Annotated in this window: 23 protein-coding genes, 1 pseudogene and 1 CRISPR repeat array; of the genes and pseudogenes, 2 read left to right on the top strand and 22 right to left on the bottom strand. The window is 67.4% G+C overall.

The features are described 5' to 3' along the window. Window positions 1–51 precede the first annotated feature (51 nt). The 21 genes from ACYYG1_RS00120 to ACYYG1_RS00020 all read right to left on the bottom strand — a co-directional run bounded on the left by ACYYG1_RS00120 (window position 52) and on the right by ACYYG1_RS00020 (window position 20,307). Window positions 52–276, bottom strand: coding sequence for a MoaD/ThiS family protein (locus ACYYG1_RS00120; RefSeq protein WP_461208229.1), 225 nt, complete (start codon window positions 274–276; stop codon window positions 52–54). 146 nt (window positions 277–422) lie between these two features. Then, the gene (locus ACYYG1_RS00115; RefSeq protein ID WP_461208228.1) at window positions 423–2,150 is read right to left on the bottom strand and encodes an aldehyde ferredoxin oxidoreductase family protein; all 1,728 of its coding nucleotides are present in this window, start codon (window positions 2,148–2,150) and stop codon (window positions 423–425) included. 547 nt (window positions 2,151–2,697) lie between these two features. Next, a complete protein-coding gene (locus ACYYG1_RS00110; RefSeq protein WP_461208227.1) occupies window positions 2,698–2,961 on the bottom strand; it encodes a DUF7973 family transport facilitator in 264 nt (87 codons plus the stop codon). Then, window positions 2,958–3,161 carry a hypothetical protein gene (locus ACYYG1_RS00105; RefSeq protein WP_461208226.1) on the bottom strand — a complete coding sequence of 68 codons (204 nt, stop codon included), beginning with the start codon at window positions 3,159–3,161 and terminating at the stop codon, window positions 2,958–2,960. Before ACYYG1_RS00105 ends, ACYYG1_RS00110 begins: the two co-directional genes overlap by 4 nt. Window positions 3,162–3,603: 442 nt before the next feature. Continuing rightward, window positions 3,604–5,232 (bottom strand): Coenzyme F420 hydrogenase/dehydrogenase, beta subunit C-terminal domain, encoded by a 1,629-nt coding sequence (locus ACYYG1_RS00100; RefSeq protein WP_461208225.1) that lies wholly within the window; start codon window positions 5,230–5,232, stop codon window positions 3,604–3,606. Window positions 5,233–5,306: 74 nt separating this feature from the next. Further along, a complete protein-coding gene (locus ACYYG1_RS00095; protein ID WP_461208224.1) occupies window positions 5,307–6,557 on the bottom strand; it encodes a hypothetical protein in 1,251 nt (416 codons plus the stop codon). Window positions 6,558–6,577: 20 nt separating this feature from the next. Further along, window positions 6,578–7,072, bottom strand: coding sequence for a PocR ligand-binding domain-containing protein (locus ACYYG1_RS00090; protein WP_461208223.1), 495 nt, complete (start codon window positions 7,070–7,072; stop codon window positions 6,578–6,580). A 201-nt stretch (window positions 7,073–7,273) separates the two neighbouring features. Further along, window positions 7,274–9,061: a hypothetical protein gene (locus ACYYG1_RS00085; RefSeq protein ID WP_461208222.1), complete on the bottom strand. Its 1,788-nt coding sequence runs from the start codon at window positions 9,059–9,061 to the stop codon at window positions 7,274–7,276. Between the two features lie 40 nt (window positions 9,062–9,101). After that, on the bottom strand, window positions 9,102–9,968 hold the full coding sequence (locus ACYYG1_RS00080; RefSeq protein WP_461208221.1) for a cytochrome b N-terminal domain-containing protein: 867 nt from the start codon (window positions 9,966–9,968) through the stop codon (window positions 9,102–9,104). A 20-nt stretch (window positions 9,969–9,988) separates the two neighbouring features. Continuing rightward, the gene (locus ACYYG1_RS00075; RefSeq protein ID WP_461208220.1) at window positions 9,989–10,405 is read right to left on the bottom strand and encodes a QcrA and Rieske domain-containing protein; all 417 of its coding nucleotides are present in this window, start codon (window positions 10,403–10,405) and stop codon (window positions 9,989–9,991) included. Then, a complete protein-coding gene (locus ACYYG1_RS00070; protein ID WP_461208219.1) occupies window positions 10,402–11,988 on the bottom strand; it encodes a hypothetical protein in 1,587 nt (528 codons plus the stop codon). The genes ACYYG1_RS00075 and ACYYG1_RS00070 overlap by 4 nt, the downstream gene beginning before the upstream one ends. A gap of 2 nt (window positions 11,989–11,990) precedes the next feature. Beyond that, a complete protein-coding gene (locus ACYYG1_RS00065; RefSeq protein WP_461208218.1) occupies window positions 11,991–12,239 on the bottom strand; it encodes a hypothetical protein in 249 nt (82 codons plus the stop codon). 21 nt (window positions 12,240–12,260) lie between these two features. After that, window positions 12,261–12,611, bottom strand: a complete 351-nt coding sequence (locus ACYYG1_RS00060; protein ID WP_461208217.1) for a hypothetical protein — start codon at window positions 12,609–12,611, stop codon at window positions 12,261–12,263. Window positions 12,612–12,632: 21 nt separating this feature from the next. Beyond that, on the bottom strand, window positions 12,633–12,941 hold the full coding sequence (locus ACYYG1_RS00055) for a hypothetical protein (RefSeq protein ID WP_461208216.1): 309 nt from the start codon (window positions 12,939–12,941) through the stop codon (window positions 12,633–12,635). A gap of 16 nt (window positions 12,942–12,957) precedes the next feature. After that, complete coding sequence (locus ACYYG1_RS00050; RefSeq protein ID WP_461208215.1) at window positions 12,958–13,197, bottom strand: sulfurtransferase TusA family protein; 240 nt, start codon at window positions 13,195–13,197, stop codon at window positions 12,958–12,960. A 50-nt stretch (window positions 13,198–13,247) separates the two neighbouring features. Continuing rightward, window positions 13,248–14,435 carry a YeeE/YedE thiosulfate transporter family protein gene (locus tag ACYYG1_RS00045; RefSeq protein WP_461208214.1) on the bottom strand — a complete coding sequence of 396 codons (1,188 nt, stop codon included), beginning with the start codon at window positions 14,433–14,435 and terminating at the stop codon, window positions 13,248–13,250. A gap of 21 nt (window positions 14,436–14,456) precedes the next feature. After that, entirely contained in the window at window positions 14,457–14,897 is a 441-nt protein-coding gene (locus tag ACYYG1_RS00040) for a hypothetical protein (RefSeq protein ID WP_461208213.1), read from the bottom strand. Between the two features lie 10 nt (window positions 14,898–14,907). After that, window positions 14,908–16,086, bottom strand: a complete 1,179-nt coding sequence (locus tag ACYYG1_RS00035) for a rhodanese-like domain-containing protein (protein WP_461208212.1) — start codon at window positions 16,084–16,086, stop codon at window positions 14,908–14,910. 40 nt (window positions 16,087–16,126) lie between these two features. Then, window positions 16,127–17,248 (bottom strand): hypothetical protein, encoded by a 1,122-nt coding sequence (locus ACYYG1_RS00030; RefSeq protein ID WP_461208211.1) that lies wholly within the window; start codon window positions 17,246–17,248, stop codon window positions 16,127–16,129. A gap of 9 nt (window positions 17,249–17,257) precedes the next feature. After that, the gene (locus ACYYG1_RS00025) at window positions 17,258–17,458 is read right to left on the bottom strand and encodes a hypothetical protein (protein ID WP_461208210.1); all 201 of its coding nucleotides are present in this window, start codon (window positions 17,456–17,458) and stop codon (window positions 17,258–17,260) included. Window positions 17,459–17,706: 248 nt separating this feature from the next. Beyond that, on the bottom strand, window positions 17,707–20,307 hold the full coding sequence (locus ACYYG1_RS00020; protein ID WP_461208209.1) for a sigma 54-interacting transcriptional regulator: 2,601 nt from the start codon (window positions 20,305–20,307) through the stop codon (window positions 17,707–17,709). Window positions 20,308–21,062: 755 nt separating this feature from the next. Here ACYYG1_RS00020 and ACYYG1_RS00015 point away from each other — a divergent pair. Then, window positions 21,063–21,368, top strand: coding sequence for a terminase gpA endonuclease subunit (locus ACYYG1_RS00015; RefSeq protein WP_461208208.1), 306 nt, complete (start codon window positions 21,063–21,065; stop codon window positions 21,366–21,368). Window positions 21,369–21,379: 11 nt separating this feature from the next. Then, a CRISPR array of direct repeats spans window positions 21,380–21,835; the repeat unit is 29 nt; unit sequence CGGTTCATCCCCGCGCATGCGGGGAACAC. 225 nt (window positions 21,836–22,060) lie between these two features. Next, entirely contained in the window at window positions 22,061–24,811 is a 2,751-nt protein-coding gene (gene cas3 / locus ACYYG1_RS00010; RefSeq protein WP_461208207.1) for a CRISPR-associated helicase Cas3', read from the top strand. Between the two features lie 129 nt (window positions 24,812–24,940). Here the strand turns inward: cas3 and ACYYG1_RS00005 are convergent. Further along, a pseudogene (locus ACYYG1_RS00005) lies at window positions 24,941–25,050 on the bottom strand (IS1595 family transposase); the annotation flags it as partial.

Here is a 25,050-nt window from a genome sequence, read left to right as displayed (position 1 = left end):
CGTCCCGCAACCGCGTTGTGTGGCAAGCCGCATCCGGTTGGAGGGGATGCGTCATCCGCCGCCGATGGCCGGGAAAATGGCCAGCCGGTCGCCCTCGGCCAGGACCTGATCCAGACGGCAGTGCCGCGAGTTGATCATGGTCACCCCGAGTTCGTCCCGGGGCAGGCCGAGGGTGTCGACGACCGTCTCCACCGTGGTCCCCTCGGGGAATTCCATGACCCGGCCCTTGAAGCGGCCGTCCCGAAAATAGGCGAAGAGCTTAACGGTGCATTGCATGGCGTTGTACGAATCGCGCCCCCCGGATGGCCGGGGGGCGCGGGTTGTTGCTGAGTGGGGTTCAGACCCGCCGGATACCCCGTGGTATGCGGGATTGGAGTCTTCCAACCCTAAGCCGAACATGGGCCGGGTGTCCAGCCGGCCCGCTAGAAGTCCCAGAAGGAATCAATGGCCTCGTCGCTGATGTCCCAGACCACGTTGTGCGGGGCGATGGGCTCCTCGGAGAAGAACTCCGGCAGCCGGTCGTCCTTGTTGGTGAAGCCCGCGGCCAAGTTGAAGGCGTGCTCGATCTTGAGGATGTTCATCCCCAGGTTGGTCACGTCGTCGGCCGTGAGGGCGATGCCGAAGCGGGCGTTGATCATGTCGATGAGCGACGGCAGGCAGGTGGCGTCGTCCAGGGCCGCGAAGGCGATGAACAGGCACATGCCCGTGGAGTCGATGGCCGCGGTGGCGATCTGCAGGTTGCGCGACAGCTCCACCTGGCCTTCCTTGCTCAGCGGGTCCACGCTGCCGCCCACGCCCAGGATGTTGGTGGCGATGGTGTAGCCCATGGTGTGGTCCGCGCCCTGGGTGGAGGTGGCGTAGGTGATGCCGATGCCCTTGATGGCCCGGGGGTCGTAGGCCGGGATGGCCTGGTTCTTGACCACCGGCACCCGGGTGACGCCGTAGGCCCGGCCCACGGAGCCCGCGCCGTTGCCGATGATGCGGCCCAGCGGGGTGCCCTTGGCCACGTCCTCGCGCAGGATGCGGCAGAGCCCGGCGCCGTCGCCGAATTCGAGCACGCCCGCCTGCATGGCCACGCCGAAGGCCACGGGGACCTCGATGGAATCCAGGCCGAGGTCGTCCATCAGGTTGTCGGCCTCGGCCACGTGGTCGAGATCGTCGATGGCGCAGTCCGCGCCCAGGGCCCAGATGGTCTCGTACTCGAAGCCCGAGGTCTTGTATTCTCCCTTGAGGTCCGCGTAGATCTGCGAACACTGGATGACGCAGCCGGGGTGGCAGTTGTGCTTGGGCTTGCCGCCCCGGGCGACGATGGTGTCGTACATGGTCTCGCCGGAGATGGCGTCGTGCGTCTCGGACTGGCCGGAGGTGAAGTTCCTGGTGGGCAGGCCGCCGGCCTCGTTGATGATGTTCACGAGAACGTTGGTGCCATACTGCCCCAGGGCCTTGCTGATGGGGTTGTCCACCAGGGCCTTGACGAACGCGCCGTTGGCCGCCTTGAAGGCCTCGGGGTCGGCGATGGCGACCTTCTGGTCGGTGGGGGCGATGGAGATGAACTTGATGCGCTTGGAGCCCATGACTGCGCCCATCCCGCCGCGTCCGTGGGAGCGGATGTGGCTGTCGGGGTCCTTGACCGAGATGTTGGCGGCGGTCATCCGCATCTCGCCGGCTGGGCCGATGGTGATGACGCCGACCTTGGGGCCGAAGCGTTCGTTCAGGGTCTTGACCACGTCGAAGTTGCCCATGCCGATGGTTTCGGTCTCCTCCTGGATGGTCACGCCGTCGGCGTCGACGCTCAATCCGTACCACGTGTCGCCCTCGGGCAGGCCCTCGATGATCAGCGCCTTGACCCCCAGCTTGGCGAGCATCTGGGCCGAGGTGCCGCCGGAGTTGGCCTCCTTGATGGTGCCGGTCAGCGGGCTCTTGGCGCCGCAGGAAAGCCGTCCGGAGTTGGCCGCCACCGTGCCGGAGAGCAGGCCGGGGGCGAACACCAGCTTGTTGTGCCTGCCCAGGGCGTGGCAGGTGGGCACGACCTCGGCCGCCACGATGGTGGAGGTCAAGCCGCGTCCTCCCAGGCCCATCCAGGCCTCGGGCACCGCTTCGACCTTCGTGCTCATATCCGACATGTTTACGCGCAAGATTTTATCAGTCATCTGAGTCCTCCACAGATAAAAGGGGCGGAGCCGGCTCCACGACGCCGACAGGTTCTGGTCATACTACAACGTTAGTTCATATTTTTACGTATCGGTCAACATGGTTTGAACTGGTTATTTTTGGTTAGCAATTGTTCTCCGCGCGGAATGCGGCGCCGGCGCCCGCGCATTCGTTCCACAGGTGGAAATCAAGCCTGGCCGGGCGCTCCCGGAGTTCCGGGCCGCAGCCGGGGACGACTCCGGCGGCGCTATCCTGGCTTCAGTCCCCGGGCGGCGGCTTGCTAAGAGCTTGTTCCCGGCTGGTGGAATTTGGAGAAAAATGGCGGGTCGGCGGAAGGAAAGGAAAAAGGCCCCGGCTCCATGCCGGGACCTTTTCCGGGCGGCCTTGCGCGCCGCAGGAAAAGCCTCCGGACCTTGCGGTCCGGCGGCTTTGGAGTGGGAGGCTGCCGCCTGGGATGGGGCTGCATGCGCGGCCGGGGATGAGGCGAGGCGTATGGCTGAGGAGGAGAGGGCGGCCGCCCCCGGGGTTCCGTCATGGCGCGGAGTGCTACGCCGTGGCGAGATGGATGACGTTGAGCAGCAGGGTGCCCACGGCGATGGCCGAAGCGGTCGGGGCCACGTGGTTGCGGCCGTGGTTCCAGGACATGCGGGCCATGAGCTCCTGCAACAGGGCCCCGGGGGCGCCGACAAGGCCCGCCAGAGGAATGCTCCCGCAGCACAGGTAGGCCAGGGCCGCGAGAACGGCCTGGCCCACGGTGAAGCGTCTGGACATGGGGGAGGGCACGGGCTTGCCCTCGCGGATGGTGTTCACCAGGTCGTTCGCTTCTGGCTGGCGTACTCGGGCGTGATGCCTCTGGAGGCCCAACCGATGGTCTGCCAGTGGCCCTTGCCGTCCGCGCCCTCGTACCAGATCACGTAGCAGCGGTCCGCCTTGCCGCGGTCGCGGCTGGTGGCGGATTCCCTGTAGTAGACGCCCCTGAAGCGGGTCTTGAGAAATTTGCGGGAAGCCATGCCCCGTGGATAAGCGAAGCGCATCCGACGCACAACTTACTTAGTTTAATCCAGAAACGAGAAAAGGGTTGCAAGCGATGCTCGCAACCTTTTGAAATCTTTGGTGCGCCAGCCAGGATTCGAACCCGGGGCCGTCGGCTTAGAAGAATGTTAGAATGATAAATTATTCCAGTGCGTTATGACAGTAATTCAAATGAAATGAGTATCTTGAGAAATTTCCAATCATCACGATTAATCACCCGACAGCAGAGTGAGTGGAGCAAAATTGGGGCAAGAGGAGGAGCGGAAAGGGGGGGGCATTTAAGGACGCAAGCATTACGGCTCCAGGACGAGATCTTTGGCAAGGTGCGAGCCCTTGGAGACTTGGTCCAGCCATGGGTGGTGACGCGTGTTTGGACGACCGGTTCAACGGGCCGGAGCGTCAACGGTTTAGAAACGCGTCTCAGCTTTGGGCCAGCCGTTCGGCTGTCCTTTGTGCCTGATCCTTCTTGCGTTGTGCGTGCAGTTCGACGTTTTCGCGGATGCGCCTGACGAAGTCGGGGGCGGCCATCGAGGCGTGTTCTTCGAGCACCGTCTGCCGCGCCTCGGCCAGGATGCGCATGCCCATTTCCGTGCGTGCGACCACGGTGGTCCAGCCGTCCTCGGCCCCGATGCCGCCAAAGGCCAGGTCCGCGAATTCGGCGGCGTAGTCCGTGCAGTGGCGGCAGGCCTTGCGCTTCACGAAGTCCAACTCCTCCAGCGGGACCGTGACCTGTTCGCCGTCGGCCAGGCGGATGATGAGGGCGTCCTTGATGTTGATCTTGACCACCTCGCTCCACTTGAAGTGGCCGATGCGCTCGATCTTTTCACGCCGCTTGTCGCCGAACACGTAGCTGCCCGAACAGAACAGGCCCAGGGTGCAGTGCACCGACTGCGAGGGCACCACGCCCAGGGTCTCCATCTTGCGCATGGCCTTGATCTGGCACGGCGTGCCCACCAGGGCCACGCTGCCGAGCCCCTTGTCCACCAGCGGTCCCAGGGTGCGCAGCGACGGGGAATAGGTGGAGTAGTCCTGGCTGTACAGGGTCAGCGAGCCGCTGCGCGAATAGTCGAAATTCGATCCCGCGGAAAGCATGACCTCGTCCGCATTGGTGGCCAGCCAAGGCTCTCGCCTGAACGGCCCGGCCTGGCGCGTCACCGCCGCGCCGTCTATCTCGCCCCGTTCGAAGAGGTGGGTCAGGATGGCCGTCACCGCGCCGCCGTCCGTGGCCAGTTCGCGGATGGCCTCGTCGCGCGCGCGCACCACGGCCACGTCCAGCACCGCGCCCATGGGCTCCTTCCAGCCGACCTTGGCGCGCACCATGTCCTCCATCTCGTTCAGCGCGGGACAGATCATGTAGCACACGCCGCACTCGATGCACTTGTAGGGATCCCGGAACCGGGGGCGGCCGGTCTCGGACAGCTCCAGCGCGCCGTAGTTCATGGCCGTGCAGAAGGTCACGCATCCGCCGCACTGGTGGCAGAGGCCCTTGCGCTGGACCTCCTTGATCAGGCTGCGGAAGGTCTTGATGTGGGCGGGCCGCACGCCTTCGAGATGGCGCTGGACCATCTCCTGGACGCGGCCTTCCAGATAGCGTGCGTCGGCCTCGATGTCCTCGCGCGCCACCTGGCGGATGCCCTGGCCGAGCTTCACGGCCAGGTAGTCCTCCATGCCCGTGACCTGCTTGACCAGTTCGCCGTCCACCGTGCCCTCGGGGGGCAGCAGGCCGCAGCAGCCCACGATGCCCACGAACTCCTCGCCCACGAACACGGGCACCGAGATGTTGAGGAGCCCCGCGCCGCAGGTGCCGATGACGATCTTGCCCTCGCCCTGGGCCGTGGCCGACATGGTCTGGTGGCAGGCGTCGCACAGGCCCTTGGCGCGATCCGGGTTGCCGCGCAGCACCGGGCAGAGCTGGTTGGCCCACTTGCGCTGCTCGATGAGGTGCCCGCCCTCGACGTCGTAGGCATAGGCGTTCATGCCCGAGCGGTCGAACACGTCCGTGCCGAATTCGAGCCACTTGTCCGGGGGGATCAGGTCTTTCATCTCCATGTGCGTGCTCCTTGCCGCTCCGGGAGGGCGGGCGCGGCAGGGGCGGCGGCCCGCCCGGACCGCCGCCCCGCCTGTCAGAACTTCTCAAGGGTGAAGATGGGGTTGCGGCGCTGCAGGTATTCGCCGGTGACGTATCCGTCGCCCAGCCCGTACTTGTCCGCCGTGCCTATGACCACGTCGAAGACCTCGGGCCGCAGCAGGCTTTCCGAGGGCTTGATGCCCGTGGACAGCAGGCTGCATACGCTCTGGGAGTCGTAGGCCTGGGCCGCGTTGTTGTGGCCGCAGAATCCCGAGTAGGTCACTCCGTTGCACTTGGGGCAGTAGTACCACTCCTTGGCCAGCACGGATTCGATGCCCAGGTCGGGCAGGTCCTTGAAGGCGAAGTGCGCGGCGTAGGTGTCGCCGAACCCGTCGGGGTGCGCGTGGTTCTTGCCGAACACGTGCCCGGTGCAGCCCAGGTTCTTGCGGATGATGGCGTGCTGTACGGCCTCGCGCGGGCCCGCGTGGCGGCGGTCCCAGAGGAGCATGGTGGTCATGTGCACGCCCTCGCGCAGGTAGCCGGACCTCTCCAGCTCGTCGTGGCCCAGGAGCACGCTCTCGTCGATGCAGTCGCCGATGAGCTTGTCGCCCACCGCGCAGCTGACGAGAATGCCCCGGGCGTGGTGCTGGAACCAGGCCGCCTTCATCAGCCATTCGTGCCCCAGGTGCGGCACGCTGGTGGTGTGGAAGGCCACCACGCGCTTCCAGTGGCGGCGCTGGAACTTCTCGCGGATCTCCGCGGGCGTGAAGAAGAAGCGGTCGTACGGGTCCTGGAACACGGGCGGGTTGACCATGCTGACCTTGCCGCCGATGAAGGTCCGCTCCAGGGAATTGAAGAACTTGATGCCCGGATGGTCCACGTTGTCCTTCTCGAAGATGCTGGAGATCATGTACGAGGGGTCGAAGGTGTAGATGTCCTCCACGTCGAGCACGGCGAAGGGCACGTTATGGTATTCGAGGAGCAGGGTGTCGCCCACCTGGGCGCCCGAAGCCGCCAGGGCCTCCTCGGTGACGTCGAGCACGATGGGCAGGGCCCAGACGTGGCCGTCGGCCAGCGTCATGTGGCTGCACACGCTCTCCACGTCCTTGCGGGTCATGAAGCCTTCGAGGGGCGAGAAGAACCCGTAGGCGATGTTCACGATTTCGCGGGCGATCTGCCCTCGGATGCGCAGGACCCCGGCGCAGCCGTTGACCAGCTCTTCGGCCTTGGCCCTGTCGCTGACGAATCGATCGACCAACCTGCCGCCGTGCGGAGACAGGGAGTTGTCCATCTGTATCGCGTTCATGGGAATCCTCCTTGCACGGTTCAGTGCAGCATTTCATTGAGCCGCCTTTGCAGATGCCTCCCGATGGCTTCCATTTCCGAACTGTCCAACCGCCTTATATTTTTACACAATTCTTTTATCTTGGTGATGCTCAGTCCCGTTGCGGCGCTCACGGCCAGGGTGTCGGGCGTACCGACCATGGGCAACAGCCCGCATCCGCCCACGAATCCCAGGAGCCTGCCGCCCCGGTAGACCGGCACGGCCAGGACCAGGAGCCCCGCGCCGCATCTCGTCACCGCGATCTGGCCCGGCTCGTGGGCGGTTTCGCGGATGCGGCGCTCCACCTTGTCGCAGATGGCGGCCTGGCCCTTGGGGTCGCCGCGTATGGCCGGGCACAGGGGGTTGGCCCACTTGCGATAGGCCGTTATGCGTAGCCCTTCGCGGTCCACGACACAGCTGTTCCAGCCGGAGCGCTCGTTGAATTCCCTCTCGAATTCAACCCACTTGGCCCAAGGCATGAGTTCGGTCAGTTTCATGGCGCCCCCAGCCAGTTGAAGGCCCGCGCGGATCTGGTTGCCGTTTTCGGGATCACTCCAGACAAAGCATATTCGATACCAGTCCGCGTGTTCCTGGATGAATAATATTTGATTGGAAAATCATATGGATATGCCGTATTCTGCAATGCCGCAGCCTGCGGGGCGACGCCCAGGGGGCGCCGTGCGACACTTTGTAACGCGTCAATGTGTACAACTGGACAGCGCCCCGCCGTCCGTCCCGGTGCGGGCAGGTTCCGGACAGCGGCAGCGCGGCGCGTCCCCGGCGCGCAGCCGGGTCCGCGACGCGGCGAAGTTCTGATACACGGCGTCGGCGTAGGTCCCGTGGCAGGGCAGGCACGGGGCCACGGCCAGCACGGCGTCACGCTCCCTGGCGTCCAGGGCCCTGTCGCCGGGGCCGGGGTAGCCGTAGCGGGATGCCCGGCCTTCGGGGACGGGCGCGGGCGCAAGGTGGCAGTCCAGGCAGGCGCGCGAGGCGCTGCGCGTGGCGTGCGGGTCGAAGCTCGCCAGGTCCACGGCCACGCGCGAAGGTTCCGGGGCGGGGCCGACGGACGGCCCGGCGGCGTGGACGAAGACCTCGCAGGGCGAGAACGGGGCGATGCGCCCGCCCGCCCTGAGCGCCAGGGCCGGGCGCAGCAGGCGCGCGTAGTCCTGGCTTTCCGTCCAGCGCCCCGGAGTCTCGCGGCCCAGCAGCAGGTCCGTCTGCCGGGCCTGGGGATCCCAGGCCACGTGGCAGCCCCGGCACTGGGGCATGAGCGGGCTGTGGCAGGCCTGGCAGGCCAGGCGCTCGTGCCCGCGCAGGGCGTGGTGCGGCTGCGGAGTCGCGTGCAGGGGGATGGACAGTGCCTTGCCGTCGGCCTTGCGCAGCAGCACGGCCTCGCCGGGAATTCGCCCCTTCGGCGGGGACTTCCGGCGTAGGGCGTAGAGCGGGGAGCCCTTGGCCGCCGTATACGCCAGGGGGGCGTCACCAAGGGGCGGCAGGGCGGGGTTCATGGCCGCCAGGCGCTCGCCCTCGGCCCGCCGGGCTCCGGCCGGGCTCCGGCCGGGCGCGGGGGGCGGCAGAAAGCGCGGGGCGTGGCAGTCGGCGCAGGCCACGTCCAGCTGGCCGCGCAGGCGTTCGTGCGCCGTGCCGTCGCCCATGATTTCGCTCCCGGTGTGGCAGTCGATGCAGGCCATGCCCGCCTCGAAGTGCGCGTCGGGCCGGATGCGCGCCGCGAAGCGGCCTCCGGAAAGGCGCAGGGGGTTGAGCCCGCCGTCCGTGTGCGGGCCGCCGGAACCGAAGTCCTCGACCAGGCCCTGGTAGCTCAGCCCCACGCGCGCCGAACGGTTGTGGCAGCGCACGCAGTTGTCCACGGGCACCGCCATGGTCAGTCGCGCGTGTCGGAACGCCCCCGCGTTTTCCAGGCGCGGCGGCGCGGGCCCGGCCGCGTGGCAGGCGGTGCAGCCGCCCCCGCGCAGGCGCTGCTCGCCCAGGCCCCGGCCCTTGGGCCACCACAGGTGGCAGGCCGCGCAGAGCTTGGCCCAGTAGTCCCTGGGCGGGTCGCGCGGGGAGTCCTCGGCCCACAGCAGGGTGGCGTCGCGCGGCCCCTGCGTGCCCCACAGGGCGTCCAGGGAGGCCAGCATCCCCGACGCCGTGGCCATGACCGAACGCTTGACCCTGCCCGCCAGGGCTGGGTGGCACCCGCCGCGTCCGCAGGTGGCGTCCACCACGCGCAGGTCGCCGGGGTTCCTGACCATGCCGTGGTGGGCGCGGGAGCGGTCGAAGGCCAGCCCGTTGCCCAGGTGGCAGGGCGAGCAGCCCATGGCCGAGGCGTTGTGACCCGCCGATATCCCCGGAGGCTCCGCCGTGTGGCAGGCCGCGCAGCTGTCCGCCGTGGGCGTGGCGGGGCGGCCGTGGCGGAGCGACCGCTCCGTGCCCAGCAGCAGGATGAGCATCAGGCCCAGGCAGAGGATGGCGAAGACGTTCTTCATGGCCGGTTCGTCGCTCCGGTTTCCGGTTGTGCGTGCGCTCTCATGCCAGGGCCAGCCCCAGCGCCAGATAGCCCACGGCGGCGCAGGCAAAGGTGATCCGCACGGCGCGGCCCGCCGTGCCGCGCAGGCAAGGCAGCGCCACCAGGGCCGCCGCCAGCAGCAGGGGCGCGAGCACGCCCGCCGCCAGGGGCGGGGCATGGCGCAGGGCCAGCTGCAGCCCGTACAGGAACCACGGCCCCGAGGCCTCCAGCGCGGGCAGGCCCGGTGGCGGCGAGGGGGGCATGGGCACGAACAGGCCCCAGGCCCCCAGGACGGCCGCCGCCGTCCACAAGGTCCCGGGGCCGGGCAGCCAGCGGCGCACGTGGCGGCCCATGAGCGCCAGCAGCGCCAGGGGCAGGATGAAGCAATGCAGCACGTAGGGCGGCAGGAAAAAGGCCTCGCCCTCCCCGGCCACCAGGGGGGCCAGGGCCGGTCCCGCCAGGGGCACGGATTCGGCCAGCCCGCGCAGCACCGTGCCCGCCAGCCTGGATTCGGCGTCGCCCTTGAGGATGAATCCCGTGGCCAGGAGCGCGAAGCACACGGCCAGGGCGGCGGCCAGGCGCAGCCTCGGCCCCGTGGGCGTGCGCGCGGCGCGCCGGGCGGCCAGGTGGCGCAGGGCGTGCGCCAGGGCCAGCAGGGCGCAGGCCTGCCCGGCGGCGAAGTGCACGCGGCGGAAGAAGAAACCGTAGGGGGCCAGGGTGGTGATGGTTTCCACGCCGCGAGCCACATCGCCCATGGGCCGGTAGTGCAGCAAGAGGAGCGCGCCCGTGCCCAGGCAGATGGCCAGGCAGGCCAGGAACAGCCACGGCAGCAGCCGCGCTAGGCGGTGTGCAGTCGTGCTTGTCGTGCTGATGCGTGTCTCGGGCATGATCGTGTCTCCTGGCGGGGTCAGAGCCGGACCTCCACCTCCAGCCCGCCGTCGGGCAGTATGCGCACGGGCAGGCGGTCCAGGTCGCGCGCGGCGCGGCCCTTGAGCCTGCGGCCCCGGGCGTCGTATTCGCTGCGGTGGCAGGGGCACACGAAGCGGCCCCTGGCCGGGTCCCAGCCCACTATGCAGCAGAGGTGTGTGCAGCGCGCGGACAGGGCCGCGTAGCCCCCGCCGTCGCGGATGAGATAGACTCCGTCGCGGTAGGCGTGGTCGGCCAGGTCCTCGGGGCCGAAGCGCACCAGGGCCGTGGCCTTGCCGCGCCAGGTGGCGAAGCGCAGCACCGGCCAGGCGCAGGCCGCGGCCAGGGCGGCGGCCCCCGCCCGCCTGGCCCAGGCCAGCAGCGCCCTGCGCGAGAACATCATGCCCAGCCGCGTCATCGTTCCTCCAGCATCGCGCCCAGATGGCGCGAAAATTCCTCGGCCCAGCGGCCTCCGGGATCGAGCAGCCGCTGGCGCGCGTCGCGCGGCAGCGAGCCTTCCGGGCCCGCGCGCAGGATGTCGAAGGCCTCGTCCCTGTGCGTCCCGTTGCGGCCCTCGCCGCCGTCCAGCCCCAGGCCCGCGGCCAGGGAGCTGCGATGGCAGTCGGTGCACAGCCTGCCCCGGGGGCCGACGGTATGGGGCGTGTAGGGCTCGAAGGCCGCGAGGCCGTGCGCTCCGGGCGGGATTTCGGCGTCCATGACCACCCGGCCCGAGGGGCTGACATAGGACACGGCGGCCTGGTGCCGAGGCCTGAGCGCGGCGATGCGCCCGCCGTTGTCCAGGCCCAGGGGCGCGTGCTCCCAGCGCCGCATGCGCCAGCCCGCGATCCAGCGCCTGCCCGGCGTGCGCGGGTCGTCCAGGATTCGCACGCCGTGGTGCGGCCCGTCGTCGCCGCGCGCCAGGGCCCGCGCGATGCGCGCGTCTCGCGGCAGGGCGTCCAGGCACAGGACGTCCAGGCCGTAGTCGCCCTGGAACCACTGGGCGTGGCAGGCCTCGCAGCGGACCCTGGCGTGCAGCTCGGGATCGTGGCCCGGCGTGTTCGGCCTCGGGCGCGGCGGGAGCGGGATGCGTCCGCCCGAGGCGGAGGCTGCGGCGCCGCCGTGGCAGCCCCGGCACGAGGGCGGCTCGCCGCCCAGGCCCATGGTCCGCCGCCCGTCGTGGCAGTCCGGGCAGCGCATGCCCCGCAGGACGTGCACGTCCCTGGCCAGCCGGTGTTCGTTGCCGCTTCCCGGGCCCACGCAGGCGGGGTCGAGCTGGAACAGGCCGTGGAGGTCGGCCCCGGTGTGGTTGCCGCGATGGCAGGCCAGGCAGGGCGCGCCGTCCCGGGGTATGCGCAGCTCGTGGCGCGCGGGGCGGCCAGCGGGGGCCCCGGCCAGGGCGGCGTCTCCTCCGGCGTAGCGGCCGTCGGCGGCGTAGGCCATGTGGCAGGCCCCGCAGCCGCGCGAACGGCGCAGGCCGGGCTCGTCGGGGCCGCGTTCGCCCAGGTGGCAGCGCAGGCAATACATGCGCAGGAAGTCGTCGACCAGCATGGCCGGGGAACGCGGCGCGGGCGCGCCGGGTGGCGGGGGAGTCGAGTCCGGCCCCACGCCGTAGGGGGCGGCGGCGGGGCGGGCGCGCGCCCCCCACTGGGCCCGGGTGCGTTCGATCAGTCCCGCCAGGGTGGCGTGGGGCGAGGCGCGCACGCCGCGCACCTCGGCTGGATGGCAGGGGCCGCAGGCCGCGTCGGCGTGTTCCGGGGCCCCGGGGTTGGCGATGATGTCTTCATGGGCCGCCGGGCCGGATGCGCGCAGGCCGGGCGGCAGGTGGCAGGTGGCGCAGCTTTCGGGGTGCCCCGGCCCGATGTGCTCGATGCCCGCGTGGCAGGCGGCGCAGTCCGTGAAATCGGCACGGGGGCTCCCCTCGATCCCGCCGTCGGCGGGGACCAGGGCCAGGCCCAGCGCTAGGCAGAGCGTGGCCGCGCGCCACACCCGCATCCCATGCATGGCTACCACCAGCAGATGATTTCGTCATATTCGAAGATCAGTTCGATGAGTTCGTCGTAGTCCGCTTCCGTGTTTTCCTCATACAGGGGGAAGCGCAGGGTGTGGTAGCCCAGGGACAGCGTGCTGATGAGCTCCGACTGCGTTTCGTCGGGTTCGGAGTTGAGGATGTGCAGCATCTTCTTACGCGTGCGGCGCGGGCAGATGCCGATGTCCTCGATGTGTACCCTGTCTTGGGTCGTCGCTTCGGTCATGTCCGTGCCTCCCGATGATGGTCAGTTGTCCAGCATCCACAGGATGGGCAGCTTGCCCATGGGCGCGCTGCGGCGGTTGCCGAAGGGGATGACGATGTCCATCTCCTTGAGCTTCTTCGCGATCTTTCCCGTGGGCATGTATTTGACCAGGCTTTCGGGGCTGTAGCGGGTGTTGGACCAGCATTCGCATTCCATGTCTTCCACCAGCCACTCCAGGTTCTCCTGGATCTTTTCGTCGATGTCCTCTGGTACGTCCACCAGGAACAGGTAGGCGTAGAAGTTGCCCACGGCCAGCCCCAGCGCCGTGCGCGTGCCCTGCCAGAAGTCGGCCTGGCGGTGGACGACGAGCCCCACGTGCTTGATGTTATCCATGTCGGTCCTCCTCGCGGCCGCCTAGAAGTTCAGGTAGCGCGTGCATTCCTCGATTATCTCGCAGTGGCGTTCCTGCGTGGCGTGATCCTCTTCCTTGATGCCCGGCACGGGCATCTGCCCCTCGTGCTCCTTGAAGCATACCAGGCACAGGGCCATGCGCCGGGTCACGGGTTCCAGTTCGGGAAACAGCGGGTCGCCCATCATGCTGCATCCGAGGTGGCTGAAGAAGACGTCCACGTCCACGTCGGCGCGCCTGGCCGCGGCGCACAGTTTCACCAGCTGGGGCAGATGTTCGTTGGAGGTGACGTAGATGCCCAACTTCTTGTTCATGGCGTCCTCCATGGCGTCAGTTCTTGCGGATGTAGTAGCTGGTGTGGCTTCCCTCGTCCTCGCTGCCGAGAAGCTCGCAGCCCAGCTTGCCCACACCCTTTTCGATGTCGTTGGCGGTCCCGGGGTCGGTGCCCATCATGTGCAGCACCTGCCCGCCGCCCAGGGCGCCCAGGGCCTTCTTGAGCTTGAGCATGGGCATGGGGCAACTCAGGCCCCGGCAGTCCAGAACTTCGTTCACGGTGATATTGTCGAGCATGGCGTCCTCCTGTGTTTGCGGTGAATTCCTCGTCCGCCCCGGGGGGCGGACTACATTGCGACCACGAACTTGTCCGTGCGCTCGTTCCACCCGGCCAGGAACCACCACAGGGCGAGCACCGTCAGGATGGCGAGCACCGTGGCCCGGTAGCCCAGATAGTCGGGCAGGAAGATGCGTATCCCCACCAAGTCGCGCAGCGTCTCGGACGCGCCCATGGCGGCCTTGGTCAGGGAATTGGTCAGGGCGAAGACCACCAGGGCCACCATGAGCTTGATCTGGCCCTCGGCCGCGCGCCAGGCCGTGCCGCTGCCGCAGCCGCCGGTCACGAGCATCCCCACCCCGAAGATGAAGCCGCCCACCAGGCCGCCCAGCCCGAAGTTGGGCGTGACGTAGGCGGCCTCGGGCCGGATCCCGCCCCACTTGAGGACGGCGAACCCGGCCACGCTGATCATCAGGCTCAGGACCACGGCCTGGGTCACCGAGGCGTCGCCGGTCATGAAGGGCTCGCGAAAGGCTCGCGCGAAGCAGAACCGGCTGCGCACCAGGATGATCCCGAAGGCCATGCCGAAGAGCAGGACCCCGCCGCGCACGGGCAGCCCCTCGTTGCGCGCGTACTGCGACAGGCCGACGCCCGCCGCCACCAGGGCCCAGCCCAGCCAGGGCTTGAGCGGCGTCCAGTCGAAGCCGCCCGTGCGCTTCGCGGCGGGCGCGCCGCCGCCCGAGGGCAGGTGCTCCATCTCCCAGTACAGGTACTTGAGCCCGCACCAGGCTCCGGCGATGAGCCCCGCCATCATGGCGAAGCCCGACAGGGACAGGGCGCTCACGGACGAGTAGAATCCGCCCACGTTGCAGCCCCCGGCCAGGGCCGAGCCCACGCCCAAGAGCGTCCCCCCCGCCAGGGCCTTGGCGAACTCCAGCCTGGGCGGCACGCGCAGGCCGAACTGGCGCGCGATGAGCGAGGCGGCCAGCGCGCCCCACAGCAGGCCGCCGGTGATGATGGAGTTGGTGTCCGACCAGGCCGGGGCCGGGGCGTCGGGGTACAGGCCCAGGGAATGGAACAGCCAGTCGGCCCACACGCGCAGCCCGCCCACCACGCCCCATGGGCGCGCCCAGGCGAAGCAGAGCACGCTGGTGATGCCGATGAGCACGCCGCCGGTCTGCACCGGCCATTCGGTCACGAACAGCCTGGTGTACGTGTCGCGCACGAAGGTGCGCAGTTCGCTGGTTTCGGTGGTCATGGTTCTCGCTCCCCGAAGGGGTCAGCACCCTTCCTCGGGTTGGGGTTCCTCGGGCGCGGCCTGGGCCGGTTCGTCGGCCAGGCCGGGCAGCCCCACCAGGCCGGGCGAACGGTCCACCCTGTCCGCCAGGACGTGCAGCACCGCCTGGTCATAGTTCTTCCAGGCCAGGGTGGACGTCGGGTCCACCAGGATGGCCTTCCAGAAGAAGCGCTTGGCCTCGGCGTGGCGGCCGCGCCCGGCGGCCACCGTGCCGAAGCGGATCAGGCGCGCGCTCAGGGCGGCGTCGAAGCTGCCCACGTCCGAGCGGTTCAGGCCGTATTCCTCGGCGAAGGTGGTGACTTCGCTGTCCGGCGCGGCCGTGGGGGACGCCTGCGGCGACGCGCCGTGCGCCAGGATCGACAGCAGCAGCGCCGTCGCGGCCGCCGCCCCCAGGATCGACAGGACTGTGTTGGTCGTGCTCATGGATCCTCCCTCACTGTACCGGGTACCCGGCCTTGTCCCAGGCCCGCCAGCCGCCATCGAGGTTGACGGCGCCCGTGTAGCCCATGCGCTCCAGGGCCAGGACCCCCAGGCTGCTGCGGTCGCCGGTGCGGCAGTAGACGACGATGGACGCCTTCTTGTCCGGCACCAGGTCGGCAACCTTGAATTCCAGCCAGCCGCGCGGCACGTGCAGGGCCCCGGGGACGTGGCCGGTGCGGTATTCCCTTTCCTCGCGGCAATCGAAGAAGTAGCGGCCCCCCTGGTCCCACATGGCCTTGGCCTCGCTGGCGGAGACCGACTTGATGCGGGCCCTGGCCTCGGCCACCAGATCCTTCTTGGTCATGGGGCCCGTGGCCGTGGGCGCGCTCAAGGCCTGCACGGCCTCGCTGGGGCAGTGGGCCTTGGTCCAGGCCTCCCAGCCGCCGTCGAGGTTGGCGACGCCCGTGTAGCCCATGCGCTGGATGGCCGCCGAGGTCAGGCTGCCGCGCCCGCCGGTCTTGCAGTAGACGATGAGCCGGGCGGCCTTGTCCTTGACGATGGCGCCGATCTTGAATTCGACGAGCCCCCGGGGGATGTTGATGGCCCCGGGAATGTGCCCGGCGGCGTATTCCGCCGGTTCGCGGCAGTCCACGAAGGTATGCGAGCCGTCATCCAGGCGTGCGCGGGCCTCGGCCACGTCCACCTGGCGGATGCGGGCCTTGGCCTCGGCCACCAGGTCCTGCTTGCTCAGGCCCTCGGCCATGGCCGTGGGGTAGCCCTTGTCCGTCCAGGCCCTCCAGCCCCCGGTCATGTTCACGGCCTTGTGGTAGCCCAGGCGGACGATGGCCTCGCAGCCCAGGCAGCCGCGCCCTCCGGTCTTGCAGTAGGTGACGATGGGCGTGCCCTTGTCGGGGATGCGCTTGGCGATCTTGAACTCCAGGAGCCCGCGCGGGATGTTGACGGCCCCGGGCACGTGCCCCGCCGCGTACTCGTCGGGCTCGCGGCAATCCAGGAACAGCGTCCCGCCGGCGTCGAGCAGCTCCTTGGCCCGTTCCGCGCTGACCTCGACGATGCGCGTCCTGGCCTCTTCGACCAGTTCCTGCTTGGTCACGTCCCCGGCGGATGCCCATCCCGCCTGGCCGAGGGCCAAGGCCAGTGCCAGTGCCAGGGCTATGGCGGCGATCTTTCTCATGGCGTCGTTCTCCGGTCGTTTCCAGCGGTGCGGCCCGCCGTCATTGCTGTGCCTTCAGCTTCGCGGGCAACAGCTCCACTGGCACCACCACGCTGCGGTTAGCCGCCTTGTAGGGGCCTTGCACGTCGTCCGGGGTGAGGAACAGCTTCCTGTTGCCGTGGCAGTCGTTGCAGGCGGTGTTTTGCGGGGTTTGGCGGCGGATGGAGTGGGGCGTGCAGAGCTTCCATGTGGGTTCGGCGCCGAAGTCGGCCAGGACCCCGGGGGCGTAGAAGCGGAAGGTGTCCGGGGCCACGGGCACGTGGCGCAGGGTCACGAAGCGTTCGGGCCGCTTTTCCGAACGCAACGGGTTCAGGCCGATCTTGAAGTCCAGGATCGAGGCGTCGTTTCGGAAGTACTTCAGCCCGTAGCGGTCCAAGGCGAAATGGCAGCCCGTGCAGTTCTTGTAGGGCGCGGCGTGGCAGACCTGGCAGCTGGCCTTGCCGCAGTGTTCGGCGTGCTGTTCGCGGTTGGGCGCGTCGTCGTCGTAGATGTCTGCGTGGCAGTCCACGCAGGCGGGCGCGCCCGGGGCCTCGTAGCGGTGGGCGGGCGCGCCTTCGCCGCCGTGCATCTCGTCGGCGTCGTGGCAGGCCTCGCAGCCCATGAATCGCTTGCGCCAGTGCACGTCGGGGGGCGCTCCCTCGTTCTTGCCAAAGTATTCATGCTCCACGCGGCTGCCGTGGCAGGCCGTGCAGACCTCGCGCATGGGCGGCGTGGCCATGAAGGAGTGTGCGTCCAGCAGCCCGCCGCCCACGTAGGAGGGCCGGGAGATGTGGCATTGGCCGCAACTGGCGTGGCAGGCGTTGCAGTGCGCCTTGCGCCCCGCCTCCACCTGGGGGTGGTTGGGGGCGTTGCCCGCGCGGGCGTCGATCATGGTCTTGAAGGGCGAGAGGGTGGCGTGCAGGCTGGCGCGCGAGGCCGTGACCTCGTCGGGGTGGCAGTCGCCGCAGGCCCGCTCGGGGTCCGGCCACGTGGGATCGCGCACCAGGCCGTCGTGCGCGGCCAGCGCGTCCTCGGCCCCGGGGTCGCCCCCGTGGCAGTCGTGGCAGTCGATGCCCCCGTGGTTGGGGTCGTCGAGGAAGGCGGGGGTCACATAGACCTTGGCGTGCGGAGCCAACTGCTCCACGGCGCCCCCTCAGCCTTCCCCGGCGGTCAGCTCCGACGAGCCGGGCAGCCGTGCGGCGGCCGCCTGCAGTTCGCGCACCGCGGGCACGAGCTTGGCGGGCGTGGTGTGGCACTCTACGCATTGGCTGGCCCGCGCCCGGGCGCACCAGACGCAGGTTGCGAGCGCGACCCCCAGCAGCAAGGCCGTGGCGAGCCTCTGTCTTCCTTGCATGGTCCATTCCCCCATCGTGGATGATGTACGGGCCGGTTTCCTTTCGGCGCCATGCATCAAGCAACAACGGGGCCAGAGGGGGGGCAAAAAGGGAGTGTCTAAATTCCTAGTTATTTAGGCATGATATAAATTCTATTGGATTTCCTGAAGCCACGGGCGAGGCCGCACCATGTGCAATGATACATTCTGTAACGGGACAATGTGTCGCAGCGGGGGAACGATCGGTTTTCGGGCGCGGACCGGGCGGTTCAGTCCTCGATGCCCAGGGCGCGCATCTTGCGGTAGAGGGTGGTGCGGCTCATGCCCAGCATGCGCGCGGCGAGGGTCTTGTTCCAGTGGGCCTTGTCCAACACGGCCAGCAGCCGGGCGCGGTCCGAGGGGCTGGCGGGGGCGGCGGCGCTCGGCGCGGTGAGCCCGGAGGGCATGCCGTGGAAATCCGAGGGCAGGTGGGCGCGGGTGATGAGGCCGCCCGGGCACAGGATGCTGGCGTGCTCCAGCGAATGCTTGAGCTCGCGCACGTTGCCCGGCCATTTGTGGCGCATGAACAGTTCCATGACCTCGTCGGTCACGCCCTGGATGTCCTTGTTGTAGACTTCGCGGTAGTGCCCCAGGAAGTGGTTCATGAGCAGGGGGATGTCCTCCATGCGTTCGCGCAGGGGCGGCACCTCCACCACCATGACCTTGAGCCGGTAGTAGAGGTCCTCGCGGAACAGCCCCTGGCGCACGCGTTCGGCCAGGTCGCGGTTGGTGGCCGCCACCACGCGCACGTCCGCCGTGCTGGTGGTGGAGTCGCCCACGCGTTCGTATTCCTTGCTTTCCAGGACGCGCAGCAGCTTGAGCTGGGTGCTGGGCGAGAGGTCGCCGATCTCGTCCAGGAAGATGGTGCCTCCCTCGGCGGCCTGGAAGCGGCCCATGCGGTCCTGCACGGCTCCGGTGAACGCGCCGCGCACGTGCCCGAAGAGTTCGCTCTCCAGGAGGTTTTCGGCCAGGGCCGCGCAGTTGACCTTGATCAGGGGGCCGGTGATGGTGGTGCTGCCGTAGTGCAGGGCCTCGACGATGAGCTCCTTGCCCGTGCCCGACTCGCCCATGATAAGCACCGTGGTCTTGAGATCCGAAAGCTGGTCCAGGATGTTGTAGATGCCCTGCATGCGTTCGCTGCGGCCCACGATGTTGCGGTGGAACGAGCGCTCCTCGAAGCGTTTTTCCAGCTCGTCCAGGCGGGTGATGTCGCGGATGACGAGCACCGCGCCTTCGAATTCCCTGTTGCGGCCGATGAGGGGCGAGGCGTTGATCATGGTCACCTGGCTGCGGCTCGTGCCGCATTCGCATTCCGCACGGTAGCCGCGCACGCCCTCGCGGGTTTCGATGACCTGGCGCAGGAGGCGTACGCAGGCCGGGCATTCGCCATCCTCGAACCCGGCGGTGATGGGCCTACCCTCGATGATCAGCGGCGCGCGCGAACAGATGTCGGCCAGAACCCGGTTTTTCTTGATGACGCGCATGTCGCGGTCCACGGTGATGATGGCGTCGGAGATGCTGCGGAACACGCCTTCGAGCTTGCGGCGCAGGTCGTCCTTTTCGCGTTGGACCTTTTCCACCACCTCCACCGAGAGCATGCTGGCGGTGATGTCGCGGCCCACGGACTGGTATTCCAGGAGAGTGCCCTGGTCGTCGAAGATGGCCCGGTCCACCCACTGCTGCCAGAGCACCTCGCCGTCGGGCATGATGCTTCTATGCACCAGGGTGCCCACCGGGCGGCGCGGGGTGAGCGAGGCGAAGTGGAATTCGCAGCGCTTGCGGTCCTCGTCGGGGATGTGGGGCTTGAAGTAGCAGCCCACGAGGTCCTCGCGCTTCTTGCCGTAATAGCGGCAGTAGGCGTCGTTGGCGTAGCTCAGGGTGCCATCGGGGTAGAAGCGGCAGATGAGTTCGGTCTGGGCCTCCAGCATGGCCCGATAGCGCGCCTCGCTTTTTTCCAGGCGTTCGCAGGCGCGTTCCAGTTCCCTGGTGCGCTCCTCGACGCGCCGCTCCAGTTCGTCGCGCGCCTCGCACAGGGCTTGCTGGGTGGCGCGGCGCACGGTGATGTCGCGGTCGATGCCCCTAAATCCCGCGTAGCGGCCATAGCGGTCGAACACGGGTTCGCCGCTGGATTCCAGGACGACGATCTGGCCGTTTTTGTGGATATTGGTGTTTTCCAGCCCGTGGAAACCCGTGCGCGAGGCCACGTGGCGCTTGAAGGTGGCGGCGACGGCTTCGGCCCTGTCCGGAGGCATGAAGTCGAAGGGGGTCCTGCCCAGCATGTCCTCGGGTTCGTAACCGAGAATGGCGCGGACCTTGGGGCTGACGTAGGTGTAGGCCCCGCGGCGGTCCACTTCCCATATCCAGTCGCTCGTGTTTTCCACCAGCGAGCGGTATTTCTCCTCGCTCATGCGCAGGGCCTCGAAGGCTTCCGTCTGCTCGGAGATGTCCAGGAACGACCCCACCAGGCACACGGGGCGGCCGTTTTCGTCGCGCACCAGGCGTGAGGACACCTGTGAACGGAACAGGCTGCCGTCGGCGCGGCGCGCCATGAGCTCTCCGGACCATGTCCCGTTATTCAGGACGGCCTCAAAGACATTGGCCGTGATGTTGGGGCTTTCCCAGAATTCGGTAACCTGCCTCCCCAGGATGTCGCGGCTGGAGGTGAAGCCCCACAGACGCATGAACGAGTCGTTGGCGTAGTTCAGGCGCCCGTCGAGGTCCGCGGCCGCGACGGCGCTGTGCGACAGGGCCAGGGCCTGTTCGCGGATGGCGAGCAGGGCGTCGTAGGACGCGTGGGATGCCCCTGTTTCGTGCCTGGAGTCCTGAGGCATGGTCCGTGTCTCCTTGCCCACGGCGTCGAACACGTCGGGCTTGGGACTGCATAGATGCGGACACGAAAAGGCGGCGATGCGCGGGCGCGGGTGAAAGCGAGCGGGGCGGGCGGGGTGCCGAGGCGGTGATGGATACGGCCAAATCCGGAATCCTCTTTGTATTGCCTACCTTGTCCGGAAATTAATGGCAATAGCGGATCAAAAGCGGGAGGCAACAGTGGTCATCCCTGGATAGTCAGCCGAAAAGGATAGATGTCGGGATTTAGGACAACGCGGGGTATGCACCTGGTGCTATGTTTTTAGGCGGGGCGAAGGGTGACTGTAGATGGAACGAATTTGAAGAGGCCAGAGTTGTTGAAAAATAAACTGGTTCCAGCAACATGCTGGAACCAGTTTATTTTTGTGGCGCGCCAGCCAGGATTCGAACCCGGGGCCGTCGGCTTAAAAGAATGTTAGAATAGTAAATTATGTTAGTATGTTATAGATAAATTATAAATAAAATGAGCATCTTGAAAAATTTCCAAACATCGCGATTAATCAATAGCAGGCTGAGTGGAGCAAATTTGGAGCAAAAATGGGGCTGGTTTTGGTCTCAGTTTTTGATGGAATTTTGCTTCCACGAGCAAGCAGTGCCCCTCTCACTCCGCGTCATTCCGGATAGCCAGTTGCCTTCTTGCTAACATGCCCATGCCTTTCTACTTTCGGCGCCGGGGCGGCAGCTCCAGTACCAGGGCAAGCGGACCTAGGTCACGCCTGTGTACTCAGCACCGCAGGAGTTCTGCTTAGGTACCAAGAACAGGATCCTCGGCGGCTTAGCGCTCTGGAAGGAGGACACGACCTTCTTCAAAAACGACCTAGCCGCTAAGCTCCAGATCGTTCCGGACGACCCGAGGGCCTTCCACCTGTACGCGGGCGTCATCGATGAATACGCCCGCGAGATGACGGTGGAGTCTTTCGGCGACAAGAAGCTGTGCGGGCTCTGCCCTGAGGGCAAGGACAACCACTTCTGGGACTGCGAGGTCACGGCCCTGGTTGCTGCTGTTCGTCCTGTTCGCCCATAAGCAGACGATAAAGGATCATCCCCGCGCATGCGGGGAACACCTGGTACGTATGGTTCTGGCGGGAATGCGTTGCGGTTCATCCCCGCGCATGCGGGGAACACACGTCAAAGCGCCCGCCGTGGGTTTCGCTGGTCGGTTCATCCCCGCGCATGCGGGGAACACGACCCCGTAAGACTCTGGAACCGGAGCCGTCTCGGTTCATCCCCGCGCATGCGGGGAACACCGCTCGGACCTGGAGCGCATGCAGGAGTACGGCGGTTCATCCCCGCGCATGCGGGGAACACGCCGGCACGATCTGGAGGTCGTATAATCGTGCCGGTTCATCCCCGCGCATGCGGGGAACACCGCACAGCGCGTTCCCGCTGCCCCTCCCCGGGCGGTTCATCCCCGCGCATGCGGGGAACACCCCGTGTCGTTGTCCGTATAGGTGGCCGCCCGCGGTTCATCCCCGCGCATGCGGGGAACACTCTTCCTGGAAGAAACTGCTTTTCATGACAAAAACAATTGATCAAAAATTTACCACGAATTTTAGGCAAAAACCCCATTGCCCAAATGCCCATCCCTATCCATCGTTGTCAAGAATGCGTTCGCCGATCATGTTCGAAACAAAATATACCTTTTGCTGTCGACAAGGCCACACGCACAGGCTAGCGTTTCGCAACAACCCATCTCTACCGCTTTCCATGAGAACTATGCCTGAAGCCGAGCACACCCTCTTGTTTCGCTGCTGGGGCAAGGCCAGAACAAACAATCCCCGGGCCGAGGTCATCGCCCACCCCCTGCCTTGTCATGCCTTGGACGTCGCCTCGGTGGCGGTGACCTTGTTGCGGAGCGACCCGGCCCTGGCGGAGCGCATCACCGCCCTGTCGCCCCTGACCGTTGCGCAAACGATCTCATTGCTGACCTTTTTTGCCGCCATCCACGATTTGGGAAAGCTGAGCCTGCCGTTTCAGTGGCAGGTGCCCGAACTCGCCAAGGCCGCCGGGCTGCCCACCTGGACCCTAGCCACCAGCGGCGCGCAATACCGGCACACTATCTTGGCCCGAGGAATCTGGAAGCCCTTGCGGGCCGACATCGCGCGCTCCCTGGGAGCGGAAGACGACCGGTTCTTAAGGCCTCTGGAGGAAGCGGCCTTCGGCCACCACGGCGAACCAAGCACCGTCAACCGCACCCTCGTCCCGGGCTTCAACAACGGTTTGACAGGGGCCGCTAGGGCATTGGCCGACGGCCTGGCCGAATTGTTTCTGCACGGCCACGCGCCCGGCTTCGTGCCGGTTCGTATCGTCCCCGAATTGGCCGAAACCCTGGATGAGGAATCCCTGCGCCCCCTGTCCTGGCTGGCGGCCGGTCTTTTTGTTCTCGCGGATTGGATCGGGTCCAATGGCACTTGGTTCCCGCCATGCCCGGCGGCGCGCGACCTGACCACGTACTGGCCCCAGGCCCTGAAGCGGGCGGACACGGCCCTGTCCCAGGCCGGGGTGCTGCCTGTCGCGCCCAGCGCGTTCACGGATTTCCATTGCCTGCTCCCGCACCTGGACGCCGCCCTGGGCCCACGCCCCATGCAGGCAGCGGTGCTCGACCTGCCCGAACCCGGCGGGCCGGAACTCTTGATCCTTGAGGATGTCACGGGTGGAGGCAAGACCGAGGCCGCCGTCCTCGCCGCGCACCGCTTCATGCGCTCGGGCCAAGCCTGCGGGATTTTCGTGGGGCTGCCCACCATGGCCACGGCCAACGCCATGTACTCCCGCCTGAGCGAGAGCTACCGCGCCCTGTTTGCCGATCCCGAGGCCTCCCTGGTTCTGGCCCACGGAGCCCGCGCCCTGAACGACGGCTATCTCAAAAGCATCGCTTTGGAGACCACCCCAGCCCTGGCCCGCGGCACGGAAGACGCCGAGGCCTTCTGCTCTGCCTGGATCGCCGACAACCGCAAGAAGGCGCTGCTGGCGCCCTGCGGCGCGGGCACCCTGGACCAGGCGCTGCTGGCCATCCTGCCCTCGCGTCATCAATCCCTGCGCCTGTTGGGGCTGGCGCGCTCGGTGCTGGTGGCCGACGAGGTCCACGCCTACGACGCCTACACCGGGCGGTTGCTGGAAATCCTGCTCACGTTCCATGCCGCCTTGGGCGGCAGCGCCGTGCTGCTCACGGCGACCATGCCTCTGGCGCTACGGGAACGTCTGGTGGCCGCCTGGGGCGAGGGGAGGGCCTTGCTCGCCCCAACCGGAGCCTGCCCGCCGCTGGAGTCACCCGTCGATGAGGGGTTCCCTTTGCTCACCAGGGTGACGGATGCGGAACTCTGCGAGTCGCGCGTGGCCGCCGCGCACGCGCTGGATGTGGCGGTGGAACTCGTCCACGACGAGGAACGCATGTTCCAGGCCCTGGTCGATGCCCACCGCGCGGGGGCCTGCGCTTGTTGGGTGCGCAACACCGTGGCCGACGCCATGGACGCCCGGCAACGGTTGGTCCAGGACTGGGGCCTGCCCGAAATCCACGTCCACCTCTTCCATGCCCGCTACGCAGGCTGCGATCGCAAACGCATCGAGTCCCAGGTGCTGGAACGATTCGGCAAATCTTCCACAGCGCGGGAGCGGGCCGGGCATATCGTCGTCGGCACCCAGGTCTTGGAACAATCCCTGGATTATGACGTGGACCTCATGCTGTCGGATCTGGCCCCCATGGAGCTGCTTATCCAGCGTGCGGGCCGCTGCCACCGCCATCTCCGTGGTGCTGCCCAGCAGGAAAGGCCCCAGGGCTATCGCACGGCGCGGATCATCGTGCTCGGCCCAGAACCCACGCCCGACGCCGGGCCGAAGTGGTTCGCCGAGATGTTCGACGCCGGACAGTGGGTCTACCCAAGCCACGGGATGCTCTGGCTCACGGCCAGCCTGCTGCGAGACAAGGGGCGGCTGCGCCTGCCCGAAGACGCCCGGGAACTGGTGGAGGGGGCCTACGGCGGCGGCGCGCCCAAGGCTCTGGACGAATTGGACGCCAAAGTCCTGGGCGAGAGCTATGCGAAATTCGCCCAGGCGGAGTTTTCGGCCCTGTCCTTCAGCGACGGCTATTGCATCGGCTCGGGCATGCAGTGGGACAGGGACATGAAGACCCCCACCCGTCTGGGCCAGGCCACGCAGCAGGTCCGCCTAGTGCGCTGTCAGGGGGGCGAGGCCGCGCTCTGGGCCGCGCGCGACGCTTGCGATGTGTCCATGCGCGCTTGCCTGGAATCGGAGCTGCGTGTGCCCGTGTATCGCCTGAGTACCCCGCTGGTCCCCACGCCGTGGGGAGACCGGCTGGAGGCGTTGCGCCAGACCATGCCGGACCAGGGCCGCTGGTCCCTGCTGCTGCCCTTGTTCCAGGAAGGGGAGGGCACATGGATCGGCCATGGCCGGGACGAGAAGGGCCGCGAGGTGACGGTGGAATATGGGGCCATGGGGCTGAATATTGACTAGTTCCCAAAACTTATTTTAAAAATAGACGTTCCCCTTGAAAGAGGGGATGAACCAGCAATCATGGCAGAGCCTCATCTTGTTCCCCACTTCGGTGGGGATATTTTTAGGGGCTGTCCTAGCTAAGAGCTTCTACAGCCGTTTTTTAGTCCATTGTTTCAGTTTGTTGAGTAGTCTCTTGTGGTCTCCGCCATTGAAGCGCCATTCGCACTCCTTCAGGAACAGGTAGAAATTGTCCTTGG

It is taken from the genome of Desulfocurvus sp. DL1XJH-121 (assembly GCF_054819825.1).
Note: the sequence above shows the minus strand (reverse complement) of the source record. Positions and strands in the feature narration are given on the sequence as shown.

Excerpts from the sequence above, each read along its gene's own strand:
- ACYYG1_RS00020 (WP_461208209.1), bottom strand. The coding sequence starts at position 20,307 with ATGCCTCAGGACTCCAGGCACGAAACAGGGGCATCCCACGCGTCCTAC.
- ACYYG1_RS00040 (WP_461208213.1), bottom strand. The coding sequence starts at position 14,897 with ATGAGCACGACCAACACAGTCCTGTCGATCCTGGGGGCGGCGGCCGCG.
- ACYYG1_RS00115 (WP_461208228.1), bottom strand. The coding sequence starts at position 2,150 with ATGACTGATAAAATCTTGCGCGTAAACATGTCGGATATGAGCACGAAG.
- ACYYG1_RS00055 (WP_461208216.1), bottom strand. The coding sequence starts at position 12,941 with ATGAACAAGAAGTTGGGCATCTACGTCACCTCCAACGAACATCTGCCC.
- ACYYG1_RS00090 (WP_461208223.1), bottom strand. The coding sequence starts at position 7,072 with ATGAAACTGACCGAACTCATGCCTTGGGCCAAGTGGGTTGAATTCGAG.
- ACYYG1_RS00025 (WP_461208210.1), bottom strand. The coding sequence starts at position 17,458 with ATGCAAGGAAGACAGAGGCTCGCCACGGCCTTGCTGCTGGGGGTCGCG.
- ACYYG1_RS00035 (WP_461208212.1), bottom strand. The coding sequence starts at position 16,086 with ATGAGAAAGATCGCCGCCATAGCCCTGGCACTGGCACTGGCCTTGGCC.
- ACYYG1_RS00070 (WP_461208219.1), bottom strand. The coding sequence starts at position 11,988 with ATGCATGGGATGCGGGTGTGGCGCGCGGCCACGCTCTGCCTAGCGCTG.
- ACYYG1_RS00065 (WP_461208218.1), bottom strand. The coding sequence starts at position 12,239 with ATGACCGAAGCGACGACCCAAGACAGGGTACACATCGAGGACATCGGC.
- ACYYG1_RS00120 (WP_461208229.1), bottom strand. The coding sequence starts at position 276 with ATGCAATGCACCGTTAAGCTCTTCGCCTATTTTCGGGACGGCCGCTTC.
- ACYYG1_RS00100 (WP_461208225.1), bottom strand. The coding sequence starts at position 5,232 with ATGGAGATGAAAGACCTGATCCCCCCGGACAAGTGGCTCGAATTCGGC.
- ACYYG1_RS00085 (WP_461208222.1), bottom strand. The coding sequence starts at position 9,061 with ATGAAGAACGTCTTCGCCATCCTCTGCCTGGGCCTGATGCTCATCCTG.
- ACYYG1_RS00080 (WP_461208221.1), bottom strand. The coding sequence starts at position 9,968 with ATGCCCGAGACACGCATCAGCACGACAAGCACGACTGCACACCGCCTA.
- ACYYG1_RS00105 (WP_461208226.1), bottom strand. The coding sequence starts at position 3,161 with ATGGCTTCCCGCAAATTTCTCAAGACCCGCTTCAGGGGCGTCTACTAC.
- ACYYG1_RS00045 (WP_461208214.1), bottom strand. The coding sequence starts at position 14,435 with ATGACCACCGAAACCAGCGAACTGCGCACCTTCGTGCGCGACACGTAC.
- ACYYG1_RS00060 (WP_461208217.1), bottom strand. The coding sequence starts at position 12,611 with ATGGATAACATCAAGCACGTGGGGCTCGTCGTCCACCGCCAGGCCGAC.
- cas3 (WP_461208207.1), top strand. The coding sequence starts at position 22,061 with ATGCCTGAAGCCGAGCACACCCTCTTGTTTCGCTGCTGGGGCAAGGCC.
- ACYYG1_RS00075 (WP_461208220.1), bottom strand. The coding sequence starts at position 10,405 with ATGACGCGGCTGGGCATGATGTTCTCGCGCAGGGCGCTGCTGGCCTGG.
- ACYYG1_RS00050 (WP_461208215.1), bottom strand. The coding sequence starts at position 13,197 with ATGCTCGACAATATCACCGTGAACGAAGTTCTGGACTGCCGGGGCCTG.
- ACYYG1_RS00095 (WP_461208224.1), bottom strand. The coding sequence starts at position 6,557 with ATGAACGCGATACAGATGGACAACTCCCTGTCTCCGCACGGCGGCAGG.